Source organism: Nocardia sp. SYP-A9097 (genome assembly GCF_009649815.1).
Classification (GTDB): Bacteria; Actinomycetota; Actinomycetes; order Mycobacteriales; family Mycobacteriaceae; genus Nocardia.
The window spans coordinates 100,725-123,475 of the sequence record NZ_WJIC01000014.1 but is presented as its reverse complement, the minus strand read 5'-3'; the positions used below and the strand labels follow the sequence as shown (position 1 = coordinate 123,475).

21 protein-coding genes and 1 pseudogene are annotated in these 22,751 nt (G+C 66.1%); 8 read left to right on the top strand and 14 right to left on the bottom strand.

Annotated features, from left to right (window positions below; all coding sequences use genetic code 11):
* The first annotated feature begins 150 nt into the window (after positions 1-150).
* Positions 151-1,212 (top strand): aminotransferase class V-fold PLP-dependent enzyme, encoded by a 1,062-nt coding sequence (locus GFY24_RS25855; protein ID WP_153807691.1) that lies wholly within the window; start codon positions 151-153, stop codon positions 1,210-1,212.
* 52 nt (positions 1,213-1,264) lie between these two features.
* On the opposite strand, the pseudogene GFY24_RS25850 reads toward GFY24_RS25855, so the two are convergent.
* Positions 1,265-2,808: pseudogene (locus GFY24_RS25850) on the bottom strand (carboxylesterase/lipase family protein).
* A 67-nt stretch (positions 2,809-2,875) separates the two neighbouring features.
* Between GFY24_RS25850 and GFY24_RS25845 the strand changes: the two are divergent.
* The gene (locus GFY24_RS25845) at positions 2,876-4,369 is read left to right on the top strand and encodes an ROK family transcriptional regulator (RefSeq protein WP_309231332.1); all 1,494 of its coding nucleotides are present in this window, start codon (positions 2,876-2,878) and stop codon (positions 4,367-4,369) included.
* 249 nt (positions 4,370-4,618) lie between these two features.
* A complete protein-coding gene (locus GFY24_RS25840) occupies positions 4,619-5,440 on the top strand; it encodes a hypothetical protein (RefSeq protein ID WP_309231344.1) in 822 nt (273 codons plus the stop codon).
* A gap of 10 nt (positions 5,441-5,450) precedes the next feature.
* Here the strand turns inward: GFY24_RS25840 and GFY24_RS25835 are convergent, their stop codons facing one another.
* Both GFY24_RS25835 and GFY24_RS25830 read right to left on the bottom strand, forming a co-directional pair.
* Positions 5,451-6,443 (bottom strand): LLM class F420-dependent oxidoreductase, encoded by a 993-nt coding sequence (locus GFY24_RS25835; protein WP_309231331.1) that lies wholly within the window; start codon positions 6,441-6,443, stop codon positions 5,451-5,453.
* A 109-nt stretch (positions 6,444-6,552) separates the two neighbouring features.
* On the bottom strand, positions 6,553-7,020 hold the full coding sequence (locus GFY24_RS25830) for a MarR family transcriptional regulator (protein ID WP_309231330.1): 468 nt from the start codon (positions 7,018-7,020) through the stop codon (positions 6,553-6,555).
* Between the two features lie 86 nt (positions 7,021-7,106).
* Between GFY24_RS25830 and GFY24_RS25825 the strand changes: the two genes are divergently transcribed.
* Positions 7,107-7,430 carry a rhodanese-like domain-containing protein gene (locus tag GFY24_RS25825; RefSeq protein WP_153807688.1) on the top strand — a complete coding sequence of 108 codons (324 nt, stop codon included), beginning with the start codon at positions 7,107-7,109 and terminating at the stop codon, positions 7,428-7,430.
* A gap of 80 nt (positions 7,431-7,510) precedes the next feature.
* The gene (locus tag GFY24_RS25820; RefSeq protein WP_153807687.1) at positions 7,511-8,233 is read left to right on the top strand and encodes a dienelactone hydrolase family protein; all 723 of its coding nucleotides are present in this window, start codon (positions 7,511-7,513) and stop codon (positions 8,231-8,233) included.
* Here GFY24_RS25820 and GFY24_RS25815 read toward each other — a convergent pair.
* The 3 genes from GFY24_RS25815 to GFY24_RS25805 all read right to left on the bottom strand — a co-directional run bounded on the left by GFY24_RS25815 (position 8,134) and on the right by GFY24_RS25805 (position 11,658).
* Positions 8,134-9,036: a sterol desaturase family protein gene (locus tag GFY24_RS25815; protein WP_309231329.1), complete on the bottom strand. Its 903-nt coding sequence runs from the start codon at positions 9,034-9,036 to the stop codon at positions 8,134-8,136. The two genes, GFY24_RS25820 and GFY24_RS25815, sit on opposite strands and share 100 nt — an antisense overlap.
* 643 nt (positions 9,037-9,679) lie before the next feature.
* A complete protein-coding gene (locus GFY24_RS25810) occupies positions 9,680-10,936 on the bottom strand; it encodes an MFS transporter (RefSeq protein ID WP_153807766.1) in 1,257 nt (418 codons plus the stop codon).
* An 86-nt stretch (positions 10,937-11,022) separates the two neighbouring features.
* Entirely contained in the window at positions 11,023-11,658 is a 636-nt protein-coding gene (locus tag GFY24_RS25805; RefSeq protein ID WP_153807686.1) for a GntR family transcriptional regulator, read from the bottom strand.
* A 158-nt stretch (positions 11,659-11,816) separates the two neighbouring features.
* On the opposite strand from GFY24_RS25805, the gene GFY24_RS25800 reads away from it, so the two are divergent.
* Entirely contained in the window at positions 11,817-12,281 is a 465-nt protein-coding gene (locus GFY24_RS25800) for a PaaI family thioesterase (RefSeq protein ID WP_153807685.1), read from the top strand.
* Between the two features lie 48 nt (positions 12,282-12,329).
* Here the strand turns inward: GFY24_RS25800 and GFY24_RS25795 are convergent, their stop codons facing one another.
* From GFY24_RS25795 to GFY24_RS25785, 3 genes are read right to left on the bottom strand one after another with little or no spacing between them, the layout of a single operon-like run.
* Positions 12,330-13,346, bottom strand: a complete 1,017-nt coding sequence (locus GFY24_RS25795; protein ID WP_153807684.1) for an NADP-dependent oxidoreductase — start codon at positions 13,344-13,346, stop codon at positions 12,330-12,332.
* Entirely contained in the window at positions 13,343-13,900 is a 558-nt protein-coding gene (locus tag GFY24_RS25790) for a TetR/AcrR family transcriptional regulator (protein WP_153807683.1), read from the bottom strand. Before GFY24_RS25790 ends, GFY24_RS25795 begins: the two co-directional genes overlap by 4 nt.
* Before the next feature lie 6 nt (positions 13,901-13,906).
* Positions 13,907-14,599: a type 1 glutamine amidotransferase domain-containing protein gene (locus tag GFY24_RS25785; RefSeq protein WP_153807682.1), complete on the bottom strand. Its 693-nt coding sequence runs from the start codon at positions 14,597-14,599 to the stop codon at positions 13,907-13,909.
* Positions 14,600-14,717: 118 nt separating this feature from the next.
* Here GFY24_RS25785 and GFY24_RS25780 point away from each other — a divergent pair, with 118 nt between their 5' ends.
* A complete protein-coding gene (locus tag GFY24_RS25780; protein WP_153807681.1) occupies positions 14,718-15,644 on the top strand; it encodes a LysR family transcriptional regulator in 927 nt (308 codons plus the stop codon).
* Positions 15,645-15,654: 10 nt separating this feature from the next.
* Here the strand turns inward: GFY24_RS25780 and GFY24_RS25775 are convergent, their stop codons facing one another.
* Positions 15,655-16,335 carry a TetR/AcrR family transcriptional regulator gene (locus tag GFY24_RS25775; RefSeq protein ID WP_228566654.1) on the bottom strand — a complete coding sequence of 227 codons (681 nt, stop codon included), beginning with the start codon at positions 16,333-16,335 and terminating at the stop codon, positions 15,655-15,657.
* A gap of 115 nt (positions 16,336-16,450) precedes the next feature.
* Between GFY24_RS25775 and GFY24_RS25770 the strand changes: the two genes are divergently transcribed.
* On the top strand, positions 16,451-17,761 hold the full coding sequence (locus GFY24_RS25770; protein ID WP_153807680.1) for a hypothetical protein: 1,311 nt from the start codon (positions 16,451-16,453) through the stop codon (positions 17,759-17,761).
* Here GFY24_RS25770 and GFY24_RS25765 read toward each other — a convergent pair.
* The 4 genes from GFY24_RS25765 to GFY24_RS25750 all read right to left on the bottom strand — a co-directional run bounded on the left by GFY24_RS25765 (position 17,755) and on the right by GFY24_RS25750 (position 22,746).
* Entirely contained in the window at positions 17,755-18,930 is a 1,176-nt protein-coding gene (locus GFY24_RS25765) for a hypothetical protein (protein WP_153807679.1), read from the bottom strand. The genes GFY24_RS25770 and GFY24_RS25765 overlap by 7 nt on opposite strands.
* Before the next feature lie 54 nt (positions 18,931-18,984).
* Positions 18,985-20,466: an amidase family protein gene (locus GFY24_RS25760; protein WP_309231328.1), complete on the bottom strand. Its 1,482-nt coding sequence runs from the start codon at positions 20,464-20,466 to the stop codon at positions 18,985-18,987.
* Positions 20,467-20,477: 11 nt separating this feature from the next.
* Positions 20,478-21,800 carry a cytosine permease gene (locus GFY24_RS25755; protein ID WP_153807678.1) on the bottom strand — a complete coding sequence of 441 codons (1,323 nt, stop codon included), beginning with the start codon at positions 21,798-21,800 and terminating at the stop codon, positions 20,478-20,480.
* Between the two features lie 70 nt (positions 21,801-21,870).
* A complete protein-coding gene (locus tag GFY24_RS25750) occupies positions 21,871-22,746 on the bottom strand; it encodes an alpha/beta fold hydrolase (RefSeq protein WP_153807677.1) in 876 nt (291 codons plus the stop codon).
* Between the last annotated feature and the right edge of the window lie 5 nt (positions 22,747-22,751).

Here is a 22,751-nt window from a genome sequence, read left to right as displayed (position 1 = left end):
CGATCGGATCGAGGCGTTCCAGCGCTGTCGGAGCCGGATCGCCTAACGTGGCGTCGAGGCATGGCGAGAGCGGGAGCCCGGCGGAAAACCATGCCAGTTCCGGCCTCGGTGGATCTTTCCCGGCGGGTGGCGGATGGCCAGACTGTGAAGATGACGATCGTGCCCACTCCCGCGCTACTGCCCGCTACCGTCCGGGACGCGTTCGCGCCGACGGTCACCTATCTGAATGCCGCCAGTTACGGGCTGCTGCCCAAGGCGGCGCTCGCGGCGGTCGAGGTGGCCGAACGGGGGCGGGTGAGTGGGGAGTTCGAGATACCCGATATCGATCGGACGGTGCTCGACTGCCGTGCCGCCTTCGGGCGGATCGCGGGGATGGCGGCGCATCAGGTTGCCATCGGGTCCCAGGTCTCCCCATTCGTCGGCCTGGTGGCGGAGAGTCTGCCGCCGGGTGCGCGGGTACTGCTGGCCGATCACGAATTCACTTCGGTGAGTTGGCCTTTCCTGGCCCGGAAGGACCTCGTGGTGCGGATCGTGCCGATTGCCGAACTGGCCGCATCGGTTCGCCCCGATGACGATGTGGTGGCCGTGGCGCTGGTCCAGTCCGCCGACGGTTATGTGGTGGACGCGCAGGCCGTGGTGGCCGCAGCACACGCCAATGGTGCGCGGGTGCTGCTCGATGTGAGCCAGGCGGCGGGCTGGATTCCATTGCACGACACCGGTGCCGACTGGATTGTCAGTGTCGGCTTCAAATGGTTGCTCGGCCCGAAAGGCACGGCCTTCCTCGCCGGAACCGATGCCGCGCTCGACACCCTGCGCCCGCTCGCCCCGGGCTGGTACGCCGGTGACAAGCCCTGGGAGACCGTCTATGACGCACCCGTGCGGTTGGCCGCGGATGCCCGCCGGTTCGATGTGTCGCCGGTGTGGCCCGCCTGGCTCGGTCAGCTGCCGGCGCTGGAGCTGTTGCTCTCGGTGGGTATCGAGAACATCCACCGGCACAATGTCGCGCTCGCCGACCGGCTGCGCACGGAACTCGGTCTGCCCGAAGGCAATTCGGCCATCGTCTCGCTCGAGGTCACCGCGGATACGTTGGAACGGCTACGCGCGGCGCGGGTTGTCGGGGCCGTCCGCGCGGGTCGGCTTCGACTGGGCTGCCACCTCTACAACACCGAAGCCGATATCGATCGGGCATTGAATGTGCTGACCGGACACTGATTTTCGCTGTCTCGTCAGATCGGCTGGAAGCCCGAGCCGATGCCCTCGCCGGTCAGCGCAGCCAAAGGGCGCGCTGAGCGGCGAAGGGATCGGCCTGCACCCTGGGCGATTCGGACCAGATCATGGTTTGCCGCTGCTCCAGGGTGTAGCGCGGCCAGGCGCTACCGGGATCGCCGCCGGTGATGAAGGACACCCAGGACTTGTGCATGGCATCCGCCAGCGACTGCGGCGGATTGGCACCGGCCACCGCGGTCACGCCCTGCGCCTTCAGACAATCGAACGCGAACGGCACATCCAGGCAGTGGAAGGAGCTGCCCTTGAACTTCGGAGCGTCCGAGGCCCAGGTGAATTCGTACAGCCAGGTCGGCTGATTGCGAGCGGCGCGATCCTCCGCCAGCTTGTAGGAGGGTCCGCGCAGCAGCAGATCGCTCTGCGCCTGGCCGAGCAACTGCGCGGCATTGTCGCCCGGGTACGCGGTGCGGAAGGCGTCGGCATCGGTGGGCTGCAAACCCATGGCGGCGAAGGCGGCGGGCAGGGCCGCATCGGTCACCGGCTGATCCTCTGTCATGCCATTGAATTCGTCGCGGGTGAAGCCGAGCAACAGTGGAACATTGGTCGCCCCACCGGATTTCAATAGTTCGGGGGAGGAGAGCGGAATGGTGCTGCCATCGGCAAAGGGAGCCAGGGCCAACGCGGCTCCGCTGTCCGGGCCGATCTCGCGCAACTTGTCCTCCAGATCCTGAATCTGGCTGCCGGACAGGTCATGTAGCGCGGCGGCGGTGGCCGGCAGACCGGTGCGCTTGGTGAACAACTCCGTGAGAGCCACCGCGGTAGCCCGGTCATTGGGCTGCGAGACCGCGCCCGAGGCCGAAATACCCGCGCGGAAAAGACCTTTCGCCGACGGCGCGGCCATGAGCGCCCACACCGCCCCGCCACCGGCGGACTGGCCCGCGATGGTGACCTTGTCCGGATCGCCGCCGAAGGCCGCGATATTGTCGCGCACCCAGGTGAGCGCGGCGATCCAATCCAGCACCCCGCGATTGTCCGGCGCACCCTCCAGATGCATGAAGCCCTCGATGCCGAGCCGGTAGCCGACCGAAACCACAATCACGCCATCGCGATTGAAGGCCGCGCCGTCATACCAGGGGCTGGCCGCACTGCCCGCCACGAATCCGCCGCCGTGAATCCACACCAGCACAGGCAGTTTCGCGTTCATGCCGGGGGAGGGCGTGAAGACGTTCAGATTGAGCACACCGTCGCCCGCGATGCTGGGCTCGGGAATCGCGGTCACCTCGGAGAGCGATTTCCGCTGCGCCGTGGGCCCGTACTTGGTGCAATCCAGCGTCTCGCGCCACGGGTGGGCGGCACCGGAGCCGCGAATCGCAGGTCCCCGACGGGCGGCTGGGCATAGGGGATGCCCAGATATGCGGTGCCCGTGTCCCGCCGTTCCCCTTTGATCGGCCCGTAGGTGGTGTTCACGGTCGCCGCGTCACCGGTGGTTTTGTCATCGGACTTGCTCGTCGAGCACGCCGTGCTCAACGCCAGTACGCCCGCTCCGAGCAGTAGGGTGCGGCGTCCGATATGCGGTACTGGCATCTGAAACCTCTGGTCCACGATATAAGTCAACGGTTGAAATAAATCGTTGCCAGCATAATGTCGAGCTGTGGACCAGGCACACACGGGCAGCCCCGACCCCTCGGCAGCGCAGTCCCGCCGCGAGCGGGCGGCCGCCCGCGAGGCCGGTGCGGAGCCGCGCTCCGCGGATATCGCCGGAGCGCAACCGGCGGCGATGGGTCGCACGGGTGATTCGGCCGTATCGCGCCCGGTCGGATTCCAGCCCGAACCGTCCGGTGGTTCCGCCGCACGTCCGGTCGATTCCGCCGCCGTGCGCCGTCGTAATCTCGGACTCGTACTGCGGCATATCGCCGAGCACGGGCCATGCGCGCGCACCGAGATCGCGGCGGCCACCGGGCTGGCGCACGGGTCGGTGACCGCGCTCGTCGGCGATTTGGTCGAGCGGGGGCTGGTGCGTGAGGACGACGCACTGCGCAGTGGCGGTCGCGGGCGGCCTGGTCGTCCGGTGCGGCTGGCACCGGGGCGCGCGCTGTCCATGGCCGTACAGATCACCTCCGAGCGGTTGCGCGTTGTCGTCGCCGATCTCTCGGGTGAGATCGTCTGGCGGGAATCGATCGCGCACCATGCCGCGCCCGGCAGGCCGGAAAGCATGGCGGATGCGGTCGCCGCCGCTGTCGTGCGAGCCGAAAGTAATACGGGGTCAACAACTTTCGTGGCCGCCGTGCCGGGTGTCGCGCCCGTGTCGCCAGATGCGGCAACGGTGAACGCGGGTTCGGCGGAGTCGGTGCTGGTGCGGATCGTCATCGCCATGGCCGGACCGGTGCGGGACGATGACGCGCAGACCGTGATGGCGGCCGCCGACTTCGGGTGGTTGCAGCCGGTTCGGCTGGGGGAGTTGGTGCGGGAGCGGCTGCCCGGGTTGGGGTGTCCGATCGAAGTGGTGAATGACGGGAACGCGGCGGCGCTGGCTGAGTATCACGCGCGCGGGCGGCGGGGCGGGCTGGTGCTGATCCAGGCGGGCACCGGCATCGGCGGTGGTGTGGTGCTGCACGGGCGAATTCAGATCGGGAGCCATGGAATCGCGGGTGAGCCGGGGCATATGCCGGTCGCGCTGGACGGGCCGGTGTGTCTGTGCGGTGCGCGCGGGTGCCTGGTGCTCTACGCGGGGCCGGAGGCGGTGCTCGCGGCGGCGGGGTTCGGGGAGGTGCTCGCCGAGGCGGGGCTCGAAGTCGCCTCGGGGCGGTTGATCGCGGCGCTCGCGGCGGGCGATGCGCGGGCACTGGCCGCGATCGAGACGGCGGCGCAGGCGCTCGGTGCGGTGATCACCGCCATTACCGCACTGCTGGATGTGGACGAGATCGTGCTGGGTGGGCTGCTCGCGCAATGGTTTCCCTGGTTGTCGCCGACCATCGAGGCGCGGGTGGCAGGGCGGCGGGCGCTGGCGCGGGGGCTCGATATCGGGATCGAGCCGGGGCTGCTGGGAGCGGATGCCATGCTGCTGGGTGCGATCGAATTCGCCAGGCGCACAGTGCTTTCCGATCCGGCCACGGTACCGCCACTGTCGGCCGTTTCGGAGGTCTGAAACACGCCCGAAGTGCCATGGCATCGCGGTTCAGTAAAGATCGCCAGAGATTCGCTGATCCTGCAATCGGGGATGGTTCTATAGCGCAATGGATCTGCGCCAGGACCTGCGTGGCACTGTCGGCGGCCTCATGCCTGAGCTGAAAGAACTGCTCGAAAGGCTGGTTGCCATCCCCTCCATCGCCTTTCGGGACTATCCGAAAGAGAATGTGCAGCGCGCGCACGATCTCGTAGCGGAGGAGTTGCGGAAATCCGGGGTCATAGCTCTGGTTCGCTCTACGGTGCGGCCGCGGTCTTCCTGTTCGTGCTCGCGGTCGGCGCGTTCATTACCGTCGCCTTCGCCACCGGAGCGCTGGACAGCGGTATCGGGCGGCTGGCGTACAAGCTGCGCAGCCGGTCGTTTCTGCTGATCATCGGCATTATGGTGGTCTTCGCCATCGCGGGCACGGTGGAGGGTTTCGCGGAGGAGACCCTGGGTTTCTACGCGCTGCTGGTGCCTTTGACGCTCGCGCTCGGCTACGACCGCATGACCGCCGTCGGCGCGATCATTGCCGGTGCGGGCATCGGCGTGCTGTGCTCCACGGTCAACCCGTTCGCCACCGGCACCGCCTCCTCGGCCGCGGATGTGCCGATCGGTGACGGCATTGTGCTGCGCCTGGCCATGCTGGTGGTGCTCACCATCGTCACCGTCGCGTATATGCTCTGGTACGCGCGCCGGGTCAAGAACGATCCCGAAAAGTCCTGGTCCGGTTGGCAACCCGGTGATCGGGATGTGAAAGCCGATGACCACGAACCGGATTCGCTCACCAAGCGGCAGATATTGGTGCGGTGGCTGGTCGGTCTCACTTTCGCGTTCATGATCTTCGCGATCATTCCGTGGGCGACGGTCATCAAGGGTCCGGACGCGAAATCTTTCGGCTGGGAACTGGATTGGTACTTCCCGGAGCTGACCGCCCTCTTCCTGCTGGCCAGGGTGCGCTACGACCGCTACGTCAAGTTCATTGCGCCGCTCATGGGCATTCTGTTCGTACTGATCTGCGTATTCCTCGCGGTCGCCGCGTGGCTCGGCTAATCGCCCGGCGTCAGCGCAGGGCGGGGATCACCTCGCGCTCGAAGAGTTCGAGACCGGAAGTGTCGTAGGCGATCTCCGGGAAGTAGTGGATGCTGTAGGCCAGGCCGAGATCCTTGGTGTGGGTGAGGTTTTCGATGACCTGCTCGGGGGTGCCGACGGCGGGGCTGTTGCGGAAGAGACTGTCGACATGTCCCTTGGCCTGATCCGCGCCGATAACCTTGGTCAGGCGGGTCTCGAGCTCGTCCAGTCGCTCCTGCACCTCGGTCTCGGTCTCACCGACCAGGGTATTGAAATTGGCGCTGCGGGTGATGGATTCGAAGTCGGTGCCCACCGTCGCGCAGTGTTCGCGCAGCAGGTCGGACTTGTGTGCGAACTCCACCGGGTCACCGGAGAAATTGGTGTATTGGGCGTACTTGGCCGCGATACGCAGCGTCACCTTCTCGCCGCCACCCGCGATCCAGATCGGAATTCCGCCCTCCTGCAAGGGAAGTGGGCGCACGATCGCACCGTCGACCTGATAGTGCTTACCGTTCAGAGTGGCCGAACCGGTGCTCCACGCCTGCTTGAATATCTGCACGCCCTCATCGAGACGACCCAGACGCTCACCGGCGGAAGGGAATCCGTAGCCGTAGGCGCGCCATTCGTGTTCGTACCAGCCGCCGCCGATACCCATTTCGACCCGGCCGCCGGAGATGAGGTCCACCGTCGCGGCGACCTTGGCCAGATAGGCCGGATTGCGGTAGCTGACGGCGGTACACATCTGGCCCAGCCGAATTCGCGAGGTGGTGGCGGCCAAGGCGGACATCAGCGTCCACGCCTCATGGGTGGCCTCTTCGGTGGGCAGCGGCACCGTGTGGAAGTGGTCGTACACCCAGACCGATTCCCAGTCCGTGTTCGCATCCGCCCGCTGGGCCAGATCGCGCATTACGCCCCACTGCGCGGCGGGATCGATGCCGACCAGATCGAGCCGCCAGCCCTGCGGAATGAACATGCCGAAACGCACGAGTCGTCTCCTCCGTCTGAATGGATGGGTCCGGCGACCACCCTTCCCGCTCGCGGGCGCGCGGGCAACCATTCGACGCTGTGCGCGCCGAATTATGCGAGCTGTTCGATCAGCGCGTCGGGGTCTGCCCTGGTTCGGGCAGCGCCGCGGGCGTGAGCACCTTGCGCAATGCCGCGGCGACAGTCTCCAATTCGGCGTCGTCCAGCCGCTCGCCGAAGCGGCGTTCGATGCCCGCGAGATAGTGTGGGGCGGCCTCGTGGAACCGCTCCCGGCCGCGGTCGGTAATGCTCACGAAGGCCGAACGCCCGTCATCGGGATTGGATTCGCGCCGTACCAGGCCGTGTGACTCCAGTTCGGTGACCAGGCGGCTCACCCGAGTCCTGCTGAGCACCACGCGTTCGCCGAGGTCGCTCATTCGCAATTGTTGTGGCGCGTCCAGCTCCAGTAGGACGTCGTACCAGCTCAGCGGTAGTCCGGTGGCGCGCCGCAGTTCGGCGTCGAGTTCGGGAACCAGTTTGGCGTGTACCTGGAGCAGGGCGGCCCAGGCGGACACTGCGGGGCGGGATTTCGGTGGCACCGGTTCAGCATAACCGGTTGCGTGCGCGCGCACGTAAGTAGTAGCGTGCACACGCACATACTCTTGTGCTCGGGAAAGGAAAACCCATGACCACGTTGATCACTCGCGACGAACTGGCCGAGGAGATCGAGGCCGGAACCGTGACGGTCCTGGATACGCTCGGCGGCGAGTACTACGCCAAGGCGCATCTACCGAGGGCCATCGCGCTGGTCGAGGCCGAGGTGGAGGATCTCGCACCGCGCCTGCTGCCGGATCTGAATGCCGCCATCGTCACCTACTGCTCGAACGCGGCCTGCCCCAACAGTCAGAATGTCGCGGGCAAACTCGAGCGGCTCGGCTACACCAATGTCCGCAAATACCGTGACGGCATTCAGGATTGGACCGAAGCGGGGTTGCCGATCGAGAGCTAACCCGGGAGAAATCATCCCGGACTCGTTAGGATCTGCGGCAGTCGTCATTCGTGTTCGCTGACCGCGGAGGGGGCTCGACGTTGAGCTCAATGCAATTGGACGCGCCCGACGGGCCCATCGGGGCCTATCTCGCTACACCGGATGGGGATGGGCCGTGGCCGGGAGTGGTGGTGCTACACGACATGCTCGGTCTCGGCACCGCCATGCGGGAAAACTCCCGCATGCTCGCGGACCACGGCTATCTCGCCATCGCACCGGACCTGTTCGCGCGCGGCAAGCTTCGGTGCGTGCCGGGCATGATCCGCGATCTCCTGGCCAATAAACGCGACGCCGTCGCGGTACGCGATATTCTCGCCGCCCGCGCACTGTTGACGAATGATCCGCGCTGCACCGGCAAGGTCGCGGTGGTGGGCTTCTGCCTGGGCGGTGCCTTCGCGCTGCTCGTCGCCACCGAGGGCTTCGATGCGGCCGCGCCGTTCTACCCCGCGGGCCGCGGCAATTATGACGAGATACTGCACGGGTCATGCCCGATCGTGGCCAGTTACGGTCGGCGCGATCCGCAGAACATCGGACGCGGGGCGAAACTCGAGCGCATCCTGACCGAGGCCGGCGTGCCACACGATGTGAAAACCTATCCGGGAGCGGGGCATTCGTTCGCCGATGAACATCCGAAACAGGCGCTACTGAAGGTGCTGGGCCTGGACTACCACGCGGACGCCGCATCCGATGCCTGGCGCCGCATCTTCGCCTTCTTCGACACCCATCTGTCGCCGGGCGACCAGCCGGGCGGGCCGAAGGAGTAGCCGAGCCAATCCCGAATTCGCCTGCTGGAGCGCAGATCCCGCCACAGCGCGCCGAATTCGTAATACTGCAGCGTCAGTACATTGGCGCTGTCGATATTCTTCGTCAAACCGTAAGTGGGACGGAAGGTTTCGGCCCGGAAGGTACCGAACATCCGGTCCCACAGGATGAATATGCCGCCGTAGTTCCGATCCAGATACTCCGGATCGCTGGCATGGTGCACGCGATGATGCGAGGGCGTATTGAACACGAACTCGAACCAGCGCGGCAGCTTGCCGATGGTCTCGGTGTGCACCCAGAACTGGTAGATCAGATTGAACGACCACGCCGTGAACACCATCCACGGCGGAACCCCCAACAGCGGCAGCGGAATCCACGCCAATAACTCGAACCACGGATTCCACTTCTGCCGCAATGCCGTCGCATAGTTGAAATACCTGCTGTTGTGATGCACCTGATGCGCCGCCCACACCACCCGAACCCGATGCGACGTGCGGTGATACACGTACCAGAGCACATCCACCGCCACTATGACCGCGACCCAGCTGAGCGGATTGCGCGGATCCACCTGCCACGGCGCATGTACATAAAGCACCGCGTACCCGAGCAACGCCACGAATTTGGCGGCGCCGCTGACGAAGATCGACACCACGCCCATGATCAAACTGTTGCGGGCATCGGCCTTCTCGTATCCCGCCCGGTCATCCCCATGCGCCCGCAGCGACAGCACCTCCACGACCAGCGCGAGCACAAAGAATGGAATCGCATAGGTCACGGGCTGATTGATCTGGTCCCACAGGTTCACGGCTACTCCACTTTCGCGCTGATGTGCGCGCGGTCACAACATCTCTCCCGAGAGTAGGGCTCGCTGTCGGAGTTGCCTAGCGACCGGCAGGGTGCTTGGCGAGTGTGCAGGTATGGCGGGCGAGTGTGCAGCTGTGGCGGGGAAAAAGACGAAACACCGCCGTGGGTGCACACTCGGCATATCGGTTGGGGCATCACGGGTATGCCCTGGGATCGGATCGCGGACTGGGGCCGCCCAATGTGGCGACGGTTGCATTTTGTGCCTGCGATTTCCGTGGCAAAGCAGGCATCGCTGGGCACGTCGCCTGCCGTACCCGACTCGAGCTACCGGACTACGCCCGGATCGTCCCGTTCTCGACGGGAAGATTGGCCGTGGTTACTTTCTCGAGCCAAAAGACCAAAGACTAAAGACGCCAAAACAGACCCTCGCGGGGTTGGACGATTGATCACCGGGAACTGACCGGGGCGACACGCCGTGGGTGGCCACGGTGGGTTCCCGGTGAGCGCACGTCCAGGTCGTGGTGGGGTTTTTGTCCTGTTTTTTTCTCGTCTTGTTTCTTTTGGTCTTGTTCTTCGCTCTTCTTGTCCTGGCGTCTTTTGTCTTTTGAGTCTTTTTTCTTTATGGCTCTTGATCTTTCGGGGCTTCAGCCCCTCCGGCAGTGGGCGACCAGGACCAGCGATCCTGCGGCGGCCACGGCCAAAACGGTGAACATTGCGGGGTAGCCGATGCCCGTGCCGTCATGGAGTGTTGCCATCACTGCCGGGACGCCGAAGCCCAGATAGCTGACCGCGTAGAAGACGGCGGTCAATCCCGCTAAATCGTCGGGGCGGGCCATGCGTTCGATTTCCAGAAGTCCGGCTACCAGGCCGATGCCGAAGCCCATGCCGAGGATGACTGCGGTGGCGACTGCCAGCCAGAGGGTTAATACTCCGGAAGTGATTGCGGCTAGCGCCATTCCGGTGATCACCAAGGTCAGGGCCAGGGCGGGGAGGCGGATGGTGCCGGGGCGGTCCAGGCGGCGGGCTACCGATTGGATGGCGAAGCCGCAGCCGAGGGTGATTACGGTGATCAGGGCGGAGAAAGCTATGGGGGCGCCGTGGACTTTGGGCATCATCAGGGTGGGCATGATGGCGTAGGCCGTTGCGGAGCAGGTGAACAGCCAGATGGCTACCGGTAGTGCTACCAGGCGGAAGCGGCGGTGGGCGGTGGCTGGGACTTTCAGGTCGTCTATGAGGCGCTTTGTACTTGGTTCTGGGGCAAGGGTTTCCGGCACTCGGGACAGGGCGACGGCCACTGCGAGGCAGAGGGTCACGTTGATCAGGTAGGGGAGGGTGTTGGGGAGTGGACCCCACTGGGCAAGGACGCCTGCTATGCCCGCGCCTACTCCGAATCCGCCGGTGAGGCTCATGGCGGAGCGGCGTGCGCCGGTGCCGGAGGCGGTTTCGGCGGCGAAGGGGGGCTGTGACAGCTCCTTGAGCCAGCTGCTGCCGACTGCCATGGCGAGGCCGAGTGCGATGCCGCAGAGCACGCGGCCTGCGGAAAGCATTGGGACGGAGTCGGATCCGAATGCCAGTAGTAGTGAGCCCGTCGCCGCTATCAGTGGTGCGGGGCGCATGAGGGGGCGGCGGCCGTACCGGTCCGAGAGTGGTCCGCCGATGAGCAGGGCGGGGATGATGCCCAGGACGTACTCGAACAGCAGTAGGTCAACCGTGGTGACCGGCAGGCCGTCTCGCTTGTACATGACCAGTAGTGGCGTGAATTCGTTCCCGCCCCAGGCGATTGCGAAGATCGCCGCGGAGACGCTCAGCCACGCGCGTGAGTTGATCGCCTTGGCCTGGGTGGGCCGGGCGAGGACGGCCGTAGCGGTGCCGCCTGCGGATTCCGCGAGGCCAATGCCCATGGGCGTGGTGCCGTCGGCCGAATTCGGTGTGGTGCCACTCGAATTCTCGGTGTCGGCGCCTCGGTCGTCGGGTGTGGGTAGTGCCATCACAGCCCTCTCAAAGTCACGCCGTGGACGTCCATCAGGTGTTCGGCCAGGGCGGTGGCGAAGGCGGTGGGGTCGCCGGATTCGATGAGGTCGGCCAGGCGGGCGTGTTGGGCGATGATGCGGTCGGTTTCGATTTCGCCGTGGCGCAGGGCGACGCTGTTCATACGGCGCTGGCGTTCGCGGAGGGAGTCGTAGAAGCCGGCCAGGAGTGGGTTGCCGGCGGCGACTACGTATTCGCGGTGGAAGTCGGCGTCGGCTACGGCGAATTCGTCGAGGTCGCCGGTGGCGGCGAGGGCGCGTTGGCGTTCGAGGGAGGCGCGGAGTCTGGTCATGAGTGTCGACCGGTCGGTCTCGGCCAGGGCTCGGACGGCTCCGGTCTCGACCACATAGCGCGCCTGTGTCACGTGCTCGGCCTCATGCGAGGGCACCGGTACCACCAGTGCGCCCCGTTTGGGGTACAGCTTCATCCACCCTTCGGTCTCCAGTCGCAGGAAGGCTTCCCGGACCGGAGTGCGTGAGGTGCCGAGTGCGGTGGCGATCTCGCCCTCGCTGATCAGCTCGCCCCCGGGGAGTTCCCCGTTCAGGATGCGTTCCTTGACCTCGCGATAGGCGCGCTCGGCGGATGAATACGTCATAGACACAAGTCGCATCTTAGGTATTCGGCCGGTCGGATTTGCTGGGATGTGGCCGGTCTCACCGGTGTGCTCACCCGGGGACTTGCGCGCGTCGAACCTTTACCACGATGATTTGTCCTGTTGGCATGCTGCCAGTAAGTGAGACAGGGAGGTCCCGCATGGCGAATGACGCCACCCCGCCGCTGAACGAAATCGTGAACAGCGCGCTCGAATTCACGATCCCGATCGCGCACAAGATGGGTATCCAGGCCACCGAGGTCCGCCCGGGTTACGCCGCCACCAAGGTTCCGGTCGAGGGCAATGGCAACCACTTCGGTGTCATGTACGCCGGTGTCCTGTTCACCGTCGCGGAGATTCTGGGCGGCGCGCTGGCCGTGGCGAGCTTCGACAGCGCGCTGTACTACCCGCTGGTCAAGGACCTGCACATCTACTTCCGCAAGCCCGCCGCCACCGATGTCACCGCGGTCGCCGAGCTGTCGGAGGCCGAAATCGCCCGCATCGCAGAGGAAGCCGAGCTGAAGGGCAAGTCCGACTTCACGCTGAAGGCGACCGTGACCGATGCCAATGGTGTGGTTGTCGCCGAGACCGAGGGGCTGTATCAGCTTCGCGCGCACCGGAAGTAGTCGAGTGGCCCGGCATCGGAGCACGATGCCGGGCCGACTGGAAATCGCTTATCCGTTGTGCGGCAACCGAACCAGCATCTTGCCGGTGTTGGCGCCGTTCATCATGGCGGTGAACGCCGCCAGCGTCTGATCGATACCGTCCACCACGGTCTCCTCCGCGCGCAGTGAACCCTCTGCGATCCAGCCCGCCGCCTTGCCGATCCACTCCGGAGCCAGGTGCAGGTGATCGGTGACATTCATGCCGCGCAGGTTGATTCGCTTGCCGATTGCCAGCGGCAGGGAACGCGGACCGGCGGGGAGTTCGGTGTCGTTGTACACCGAGATGGCCCCGCAGAGCGCGATACGCCCGCGCAGGTTCATGCTGATCAGGGCCGCCTCGAGGTGATCACCGCCGACATTGTCGAAGTACACGTCGATACCCTCGGGTGCGGCGGCGGCCAGCTGCCCCACCAGATCGCCCTCGCGATAGTCGATGGCGTGATCGAAGCCGAATTCGTTCAACAGCCGCGCGGTCTTGGCGGGGCCACCCGCTGAGCCGATCACCTTGGCGGCGCCGAGCCGCTTGGCGACCTGTCCCGCGATCGAACCCACGGCTCCGGCCGCACCGGAGATGAAGACGACATCGCCCTCCTTGACCGGGGCGACCTCGGTGAGACCCGCGTACGCGGTGATGCCGGTGGTGCCGAGCACACCCAAATAGGCTTGGGCGGGTGCGATTTCGGTATTCACCACGGTCACACCGGCGGCGTCGAGGACGGCGTATTCACGCCAGCTGTAGAAGTGCAGCACAACCGAGCCGACCGGCACATTGTCTGCGGCGGAGGCGATTACGGTGCCGACCGCACCGCCGGTCATGGCCTCACCGAGATCGAAAGGGGGAATATAGGATTCGCCATCGTTCATGCGCCCGCGCATGTACGGATCCACCGACAGCCAGTCATTGCGCACCAGCACCTGCCCCGGTGCGGGATCGGGCAGCGTCACGGTGGTGAGTTCGAAATCCGAGGGCTTGGGCTCGCCGATGGGGCGGGCGATCAGACGCCATTCACGACTCTCGACGGTCATTGCTGTTCTCCTTCAAGTGTTTTCACAGTTGTGCCGAAGCCGTCCAGCAGGGCGTCGGTCGCGGTGCGCAGTAGATCGGTGCGGCCCGCCGAGAGCAGGCCGATGGTGGTGGCCAGGACGATGCGGGCGGTATCGGCGGGTCGGTCCAGTCCCGCCTCGTCGAGCACGCCGGTGAGCAGGCCGTGCAGGTCGTCGGTGAAGCCGCGGCAGATATCGCCGCAGAGCCGGGCCTGTTCGTCGATGAGTTCCGCGGCGTGCGGTGATTCGGCGAAAGGTCCAGCCGCCAGTTGGACTTTCGCGGAGGCGATGCCGAATACCTTGTCCGCCACCGGGATAGGCTCGGCGGCCGCCTCGCGGGCGGCGGTCATCGCCGTCACATGCAGGCCTTCGGCGAGCCGCCGCACGGCATCGTCCTTATTGCGTACGTATTGATAGACCGCCGACCTGGAAACGCCTGTCTCCGAGGCGATATCGTCCATGGTCGTACGCCGCGCCCCGTACCGCAGCAGGCAGCGCAGGGTGGCGTCGAGTACGTCGGCGGTCCGGTCGCCCATCGGGACTCAGAGCGCCCGCAACAGCTCCGCCGCCAGCGGGGCGGAGGAGGCCGGGTTCTGCCCGGTGTAGAGATTGCGGTCGACCTCGATATGCGGGGCCCACGGAGCGCCCACCTGGAAGTCCAGGCCCAGTTCGATCAGTCGATCCTGCAGCAGCCACACGGCCTTGTCCGCGAAACCCGCCTGGGTCTCCTCGGCATTGGTGAAGCCGGTGACGCGGTACCCAGCGAACGGCGATTTGCCGTCGGCATCGGCGGTGGCCAGCAGCGCGGCGGGCGCATGGCACACCACGCCGAGTGGTTTGCCCGAAGCCAGTGCGGCATTGAGCAATTCGCCGGAAGCGGCATTCACGGCCAGATCCTCCATGGGGCCGTGCCCGCCCGGGTAGTAGACCGCGTCGTAATCGGTGATATCGACCCCGGCCAACTCGATGGGATGGCTCAATTCGGTTGCCTTGCGCAGGGTTTCGGTGATCTTCTCCGCACCCTCGGGGCCGCCGTTGGCCTCGGGGGCCAGGCTCCCACGATCGATCGGCGGCACCACCGCACCCGGGGTGGCGACCACGATCTCGTGTCCGGCCGCCTTGAACGCCTCGTACGGTGCCGCGAACTCCTCTGCCCAGTATCCGGTGGGATGCCGGGTGCCGTCGGCCAGCGTCCAGTGGTCGACGCCGGTCATGACGAACAAGACCTTGGCCATGATGCTCCTCGCTCAGAACGATCTCTTGCCGATGAACTGACACTCCGTATGCGGAGTGTCAGGTTGTCGGGTTTCACCGTATGCACCTGAACATAGATCGACCAATAGACTCGCCTATATGAGACATAGGCAGACCGATGGCTCCGTGGATTTGGCGCAGCTCCGCACGTTTCTGGCCGTCTACCGAGCCGGATCGCTCACCGCGGGCGCGAGCCAGGTCGGCCTGTCCCAGCCTACAGTGACGACGCAGCTACAAGCCCTGGAACGCCGGCTCGGCGGACCGCTCTTCGAACGCCTGCCGCGCGGGGTGAGCCCGACCGCCGCCGCGCACGATCTCGCCGCCCGGGTGGCCGATCCCTTGGATGCGCTCGAGATCGTCGTCGGTGACGCACCGCGGGACGACACCCCCGAACCTCCGGTACTGCTGGGCGGTCCGGCGGAAATGCTCGCCGCGCTGACCCTGCCCGCGCTCGCGCCGCTCATCAATCGCGGTATCCGGTTCACGATCACCACCGGACTGGCCGATGACCTGCTCACGGATCTGCGCCTGGGCAAGCTCGATCTGGTGCTCTCCACCATTCGCCCGCGCGGGCGGACGGTGCTGGCCGAACCGCTCGCCGATGAGGAGTTCGTGCTGGTGGCGGCACCGGAGGTGGCGTCGGGGGTCGATCTCGACCGGCTTCGGGTCAATGATCTCGCGGGTGTTCGGCTGATCAGTTACGCCGCGGATCTACCCATCCTGCGCCGCTATTGGCGGCACGTTTTCGATACCCGACTGGAAGCCGAACCGGCCCTTGTTATTTCGGATCTGCGGGCGGTACTGGCCGCGGTGGCCGCCGGGGCCGGTATATCGGTGCTGCCCCGGTACCTATGCGCGCGCGAACTCGACGCGGGAACCATTGTGACACTGTTGAATCCGGAGGATTCGCCAATCAATACCGTCTATCTGGCCCGCCGAGTCGGTGGGGCCGCTCGCCCGCATGTCGATCTGGTCCGTACCCATCTGGTCGAGGCGGCCGAGATCTGGCGGAACTGCGTGCACTGATCCGGAATGCTCAATTGCCTTTTCGCTGTTCGGAATTGGCGGCCGCGTACAGTGCGGCGAAGAATCCGGCCACGATCTGTGCGATTTGGGCGCGCAGGTCGGTGAGTGAGTCGTAGCCGGGGTGCGCACCGGTCGCGGGACGGGCGAGGGTGAGGTGCAGGACCGCGAAGACGCTGCGCCCCGCCGAGCGTGAAAACTCTTCCAGCCGAGGCGAATCCAGGCCGCGGGCACGGGCATCGACGGCTAGTCGGTCGGCGATCATGGACTCCAGCCGGGCCACCAGGGACAGGCCCTCGGCGCGGTACTTCTCGCTCGCCGAACCGAAGAGCAGTTCGCGTTGATAGGCCACGGTGTTGTCGGCGCTGCGCGAAGCGGACCGCACCATCGGCCGGATGATCTCCAGTACGGTCTCCACCGGATCGTCATGGGCGTGGGCGCGATGCTCGGCGAAGTCCAGTGCGGCACGGAAGTCCGCGTTGTAGACCATGAGCAGCAGTTCGCCCTTGGAGGAGGCGTATCGGAACAGGGTGCCCGCCGCGATATCCGCACGATCGGAGATCTGCTGGGTGGTGACCCGTGCGAAACCGTGTTCAGCAAACAATGTGGCTGCGGCGTCGAAAATGCGTCCCTGCTTATCTCGCATACCGCGTGCACGTCGTCCCACCTGGGTCGATTGCTGCGGCACGGTCATGCGGAACCTCCGGATAGCCTCGAAAGAATGAGCAGACTCATTTGCGAGCGTACCGATGGCTACCGAAACTGCAACCCTTCACTCCAAAACTGAGACCGCACAGTATGTTGTGAGAGTGCGTCGTCTGCGCAACCTCTTGGAAGTGGTGACCGCGTTCCTGGCAGCGGCGGTCGCCTGCCTGTCGGTAATGATGCCCGTGGACTTCGCCCGGGTGTCCGGCAGCTCGGCGCTGCACCAATACCTGATGGTGGTGAATGTGCCGCGGGCCGATACCGCCGGTGCGGTCTCGGCGGTGGTGGCCGTGGTTATGGCGGTCTCGTTCGGCGATACCCGGCTCACCTGGATCGCCGCCAGTGTCACCGGTGTGGCGCTACTGGCCAATTTCCTGCTGAGCCGAGCGTTCGATACCGACGTCTCGCTGGCCACGGCGAACTACATCGACTCCATTTTCGGCGGTGTCTTGCTCGGGCTCGTCGGCGCGGCGGTACTTCGCCGCTGGGTGCCGGGAGCGGCGTTCATGCTGGGCGCGATCGCCAGCGTCGTCTTCGGCGACCTGACCGAATTACCCAGTACGGACAGCACTTACACGGGTCTCGGCAGCGACTCCCCGCCGCTGTGGTCGATTGTCGCGGTGGTCGTGCTGATCCTGGTCTCGACCCGCTGGCACCGTCGGCGGCGGGTGGAGGTGGTGCTGGATCGGGACGCGCCCTTCGGATCGGTGGTCGCGGCGGCCATTATCTCGGGCTCGACATTGCTGGCCGCGGAATGGTTCGCCGGACATAAGGTCGGTGTTTTCCCGGCCACGCTGGCGGTATTGGCGACCGTGCTGATCGCCGTGCTGTCGGCGTTCATTCTCACCGGCCGCGACGGCAGCATTGTGCTGATCGGGGTCGCCTTCGCGGCGGCGAGCAGCGCCATTGTGGCTGTGCCGCTGCCGAATTGGGTGCTGCCGATTCTATTCCTGGCGGTGGCGGCGGGGCTGTGGACGGGCGACCGGTGGCGGTATCCGCTGGCCGCCATCGGATTGGTCGGGGCGCTGGCGATTTTCGCCGCGCTGGCTCCGGATTCCGATGGCAGGCAGTGGGTTCCGGTGATCGGGGCGCTGGCGTTGGCCGCCATCGCGGGCTTCGGCTTCGGAGCGGCCCCACCGCGGCTGATTCAGAATCGGGTGGTCGGTATCGCGGTGTTGTTCGTGCCGTCCGTGGTGCTGGCGATTCGCGGTGCGAATGACAGCCTGGTCGGGTATTCACGCCTGTGGTACCGATCTCCGGGCGCCGAGCATGAGCCGTTCGCCGGGTGGACGGCACTGGCCATTACCCTCGGCTGCGCGCTGGGCTTGCTCTGGCTGCGTGCGGTGCGGCCCGCCGTCCCGGGCCGAATGGATTCGGCACGGGCGCAGCGGGATTCGCGCGAAGAGGATCAGTAACGCAGTACCGCGACGGAGGCCGGGGCGATCTCGCTCTTGAACAATCCGGCGAGGGTCTCGGGCGGCAGCATGTACACCGCGCCCTTGTTCTCCAGGGTCTTCACCGTGGCGTACTCGGTCAGATCGATCACCGAAGTGCCCGGCTCGGAATGGGTTTCGACGGCATCGGTCATTTCGTCGAAGCGACCCAATTCGGCCGCGCCATCGGTGAGCAGCAGGGTCTCCACCCGGCCCTGGAACGCCGCCCGCACCACCTCGCCGATGGTGACGGCCACCTTGGTGGGGCCGTCGGCCAGCAGCAGTGCGGCGCGCTCCAGGGCGGCGCGCTCATCGGCCTCGAAATGCGGGCGCACCACCTGGTACGCGGTGTCGTGCAGCTTGCCGTTGGCGAGCGCGGCTGGATTCTTCTCGACCGTGCCGACCAGCAGCGGACCCAGCGTGCTGCGTTTCTTGAACTGGCCGGAGAGCTCCGGGTCGGCGATCAATACCAGCGGAATGGCCTGATCGGCCAGGCGTCGCTCCACCGAGGAGGCGACCTTGCCGACCCACTCGTCCAAGACGGATTTGCGCCAGTCGGTGGAGGTTTCGCCGTACGCCTGCGTAGAGGTGGTGGCCTTGCCGCCGGTGTGCGGGCGGGCGGCCGGACTGGCCAGCACGCGGCTCTGCTTATCGTCGTCGAGGTTTTCGGTGGGGCCGCCGGGCAGCTCGGCGGCGTGATCCAGGGTGAGCGCGAATTTGGAGCCGTCGTACAGGGCCGCGCCGTCCGCGGTCAGGGTGAGCACCGCGAATTTGCCATCGGCCGACAGCAGCGGCAGCAGCGGCTTCACATAGAAGCCGGGCTCGATATGCACCTGTTCGGTAAAGGTGAGCGGCACGGTGAACCGGTACTGCGAGCCGTCCTCACCCAGGAACAGTGCCAGCCCCTCATCCTGGTACTGCCAGAACGGATAGTCGTCCAGCAGGCGCACACCGGGGGCGAGCATGGCATCGGCCTCGCGTTTGCCGACCCCGTCGGCAACGAGTTTCGCGTGCGCCTCGGTGAGCAGATTCCGCAGCCGAATCGGGTCCTGACGTTTGTCCGGACCACTGTTGTGCGTGGGCAGATAAATGGAGATACCGCGCCCCGGCGCGGCGGAAATAAGCGTCGACAGGTCGGACTGATTGAACATCGGCCGTCCTTCGGTTGAGGTTGGTAGGTCGATCCTCATGCAGGTTTTGCCAGCCTACGCCCCGTCCAGTTCGGGTGACGATACCCGCGGCCGAACCTGTGACCAGGGTGCGACACTTTCGAAGGCGGCGGCCAGGCGTAGCACGGTGGCATCGTCGAGATGGCGGCCGATGATCTGCAGACCCACCGGGAGGCCGTCTGCGGTACGGCCCGCGGGGATGCTGATGGCGGGCTGGCCGGTGAGGTTGGCGGGGTAGTTGAAACCGATCCAGGTCGAGTTGGTGACCGAGCGTCCGTCGATCTCGGTGGGGCCGAGCCGGTCGACGGGAAAAGCGGGAACGGCCGAGGTGGGTGTGATCAGGACATCGAAACGAGTCATGAGGCGGGCCATGGCATTCACCACGGTTTTGCGCATGATGTTCGCATCGGTGAAGTCCTGGGCGGTCCAGTCGGCGCCCATCCAGCCCACCAGGTAGGGGGACAGGTGTTTGCCGTGTTCGGCGATGAGGCGGCGCATTCCGGTCAGGTCGGTCTCGGCGACAATGAGCGCCGCGTAGGCCGCGCCGGGATCGGGCCAGCCGGGGTCGACTTGCTCTATGTGACAACCCAATTGGTTGCCGAGTACGTTCGTGACGGCCCGGTCCACCACCCGGCGTACCGCCGGATCCACCGGTAGATAACCGAAGTCGGGGCTGTAGCCGATGCGTAATCCGGTGACTGCCTCCTGCCGGCCCCGGTGTGCGGCGGCGATCCAGTCGATGTCCTGGCACGGAATCGAGTGCCGGTCACGCTGATCGGGTCCGGCCAGCACCGACAGCATCAGCGCCGCATCGGCGACGGTCCGGGAGATCGGACCGATGTGTTCGATACTCTCCCAACCGGATACACCGGGTAGGCGTTCGTCCCGGCAGCCCGGGTAGACCGGCACCCGGCCCATGGACGGTTTGAAGCCGACCAGGCCGCACAGGGCCGCTGGTATGCGTACCGAGCAGCCGCCGTCACTGCCCAGTGCCACGGGTCCGAGGCCGGCCGCGACCGCCGCCGCCGAGCCCGCGCTCGATCCGCCCGGACTGAGGGCGGGATTCCAAGGATTGCGGGTGGTCGGAAAGAGCCTGTTCTGTCCCGTTGCGCTGTAACCGAATTCGGAGGTATTGGTCTTGCCGAGACAGATGGCCCCGGCCGCCAGACTGCGCTCCACCACGATGTCATCGGCATCGGGGATGAAGTCGCGATAGATCCAGGAGCCGGAGGTGGTGCGGATGCCCGCCGTGGACAGGAGATCCTTGATGCCCATGGGCACGCCCGCGAGCGGTCCCACCGGCTCGCCCCGGACCACGGCATCGGCGAGCCGATTCGCCTGTGCGCGAGCAAGATCCGGCGTCGGGGTGCAGAAGGCATGCAGCGTCGGCTCGACCTCCCGCATCCGGTCCAGGACGGCATCCAGGAGCTCGACGGGGGATAGCTCGCGGCCCCGGACGAGCGCGACGACCTCGGTGGCGGACAGGTAGCAGAGTTCGTCGCGCTCGGCGGCGTTCACCCGGAATCCTCTCAGGCCGTGGCGATTTCGGGCACCGTCACGGCGGGTTTCGCCTGTGCCGTCCGCGCCAGGGTCAGTCCGGTGTGCACCGTCACGGCGACCGCGAACCCGACCACGGCGTCCACCGAACCGGGGAGTTGATAGTGCGCGATACCCGCCGTCAGCGCGCCGATCGCCCACGCCGCGAACGCGATCGGCTGTACTCCGGCGATCACCAGCGGGGCGGCTCGCTTGGCGAAGACCTGGCCCATGATGAGTACCGCGCCGATCGGCGGGACGATCACGCCCAACAGGACCAGCCAATTCACAATATGGCTCCAGATTCCGGTCAGCGCGATGATCGCGCCCACCGTCCCGAGCAATACCGCGAGCGTCCGCATGCGCAGCGGGGTGAGGCCGGACCAGCCCACCGCACCGTTGTACAGGCAGTGCGCCGCCACCGAACCCAGATTGGCAAGGACGAAAATCGCTGCCAGAGCGGTCAATAGCGGTCCGTGCCCGGTGAGCAGGCCCAGGAACGCGCCGCCATTGTTCGCCGGATCGTTCGCACCGCCGATGGCCACCACCAGGCCGCCGATCAGGAAGGCGATGGTATTGGCGATCGGGAAGGCCGCGGCGGCGGCCAGCAGACCGGAGCGGCCGTCCCTGGCCCAGCGGGTGAAATCCGCTGTCATGGTGCCGGAGTCGGCGAATCCGCCGATCACAATGCTCACGCAGGCCCAGAAGCCGAGGGCGCTGCCGCCGCCGGAGTATGAAAGTGATTGAGAGAGTGAGATATCGCCCCGGGCCAGGCCGAAATACAGTGCGACCCCGGCCATGACCAGGAACAGTGGGGTGCCGATCAGGCCGATCACCGACAGCGCGCGAATCCCGAGCGCGGTGATCGCCACATATAGCACCGCGCCCAAACCCGCGCCCCACAGTGGATTCCAGCCGAAGACATCGTGCAGGGTCGTACCGGTCAGCCCGATCTGGTACGAGAACCAGCCGATCACCACGGTGGCCAGGAAGCCGACCACCACCGCGCGCCCGCGTCGCCCGAACGCGGCCTGCGCCTGGAGTGCGAAGTTGCGGCCGCTGCCGCCCGCGATCCAGCTCAGGGTGCCAACGTAGCCGAACAGCAGCAGATTGCCGAGCAGGATGGCCGAGAACCCCTTGGCGAAGCCTTGGTTGTATACGATCAAACCGCCGAAAACCGCATTGCCCAGGCACATCGGGAATCCGGCCCATACTGCCGAGACCGAGAGCAGGCTGCGCCGGGCCTCCATTGGAACAGGATCGTTCTCGTATTCTTCCGCCGGGGACTCGGTGGCCGGCACTTCCGAAACGTTCATGGTGTTTTGTATACGATCCACGTGTTGCGTTTGGCCGCACCAAGTTTGACGGTGAAGTAAACCCGCCCGGTTAATCCACGATCGGGGTGGGTGCGGTGGGGGCCGCCAGGAAATCGCGGAGGATCTGTGTGAAGCGTTGCGGGGTTTCGACGTTGGGGCTGTGACCGGCGGTGTCGATGAGTTCGAAGCGGGCGCCGGCGGTGGTGTAGCGGTCTCGGGTGCGGGTCCAGTCGTACAGGCTGTCCAGGCGGCCGTGGATGACCAGGGTGGGCAGGGCCAGGCGGCGGAGTTGGCGGTCGAGGGGATCGGTGGCCAGGGCTTTGCGCCGGACGGCACTGACCTCGCGGTAGGCGCGCCAGGACATGGCGCGGTGGTCCTGGACCATCTGGCGCATGCTCGGAACGATGGCCGAGGTGTTGAAACCGGGGGCGAAACCGTCCCGAAGTGCTTGGCGCACCATGACTTCGGGGGCGAAGCGCTGGATGAAGCGGGCGATCGGGCCGACGGTGAGCAGCGGGGTGATGGCCGGGACGTGCAGGTAGCTGAGGTCGGGGGCCTGGTCCAGGATGATGATCTCGGTAATGCGCGGCGAGCGCGCGGCCACGGCCAGCGCGGCATCCGCACCCCAGGAGTGGCCGCAGACCGCGACCCTGGCGACGCCGAGTTCGTCCAGGACGGCGGCGAGCATACTGCCCTGCCCGTCCTGGCCGAAGCCGGCTTCGCCTCCGGTGCAACCGAATCCGAGCAGATCGACCCGGATCACCCGGTAGGTGCCGGACAGCAGTGGGGTGACCGCGTCCCACCAGTGCACCGAACCTTCGAAGCCGTGCAGCAGCAGCACGGGTTTGCCGGTGGCGGGACCGTCCTGGCGGACGTGTACGCGACGGCCCTGCACGGTGATGAGGTCACCGATCTGTACGCGTGACTTCGTTTCGGTAGACGTCATCGTCC

Bases quoted from the DNA above. Each gene is read 5' to 3' on its own strand.
- GFY24_RS25855 (WP_153807691.1), top strand. From the start codon at position 151: ATGACGATCGTGCCCACTCCCGCGCTACTGCCCGCTACCGTCCGGGAC.
- GFY24_RS25825 (WP_153807688.1), top strand. From the start codon at position 7,107: ATGACCACGTTGATCACTCGCGACGAACTGGCCGAGGAGATCGAGGCC.
- GFY24_RS25810 (WP_153807766.1), bottom strand. From the start codon at position 10,936: ATGGGCATTGGCCTCGCGGAATCCGCAGGCGGCACCGCTACGGCCGTC.
- GFY24_RS25805 (WP_153807686.1), bottom strand. From the start codon at position 11,658: ATGACGTATTCATCCGCCGAGCGCGCCTATCGCGAGGTCAAGGAACGC.
- GFY24_RS25800 (WP_153807685.1), top strand. From the start codon at position 11,817: ATGGCGAATGACGCCACCCCGCCGCTGAACGAAATCGTGAACAGCGCG.
- GFY24_RS25795 (WP_153807684.1), bottom strand. From the start codon at position 13,346: ATGACCGTCGAGAGTCGTGAATGGCGTCTGATCGCCCGCCCCATCGGC.
- GFY24_RS25790 (WP_153807683.1), bottom strand. From the start codon at position 13,900: ATGGGCGACCGGACCGCCGACGTACTCGACGCCACCCTGCGCTGCCTG.
- GFY24_RS25785 (WP_153807682.1), bottom strand. From the start codon at position 14,599: ATGGCCAAGGTCTTGTTCGTCATGACCGGCGTCGACCACTGGACGCTG.
- GFY24_RS25780 (WP_153807681.1), top strand. From the start codon at position 14,718: ATGAGACATAGGCAGACCGATGGCTCCGTGGATTTGGCGCAGCTCCGC.
- GFY24_RS25775 (WP_228566654.1), bottom strand. From the start codon at position 16,335: ATGACCGTGCCGCAGCAATCGACCCAGGTGGGACGACGTGCACGCGGT.
- GFY24_RS25765 (WP_153807679.1), bottom strand. From the start codon at position 18,930: ATGTTCAATCAGTCCGACCTGTCGACGCTTATTTCCGCCGCGCCGGGG.
- GFY24_RS25755 (WP_153807678.1), bottom strand. From the start codon at position 21,800: ATGAACGTTTCGGAAGTGCCGGCCACCGAGTCCCCGGCGGAAGAATAC.
- GFY24_RS25750 (WP_153807677.1), bottom strand. From the start codon at position 22,746: ATGACGTCTACCGAAACGAAGTCACGCGTACAGATCGGTGACCTCATC.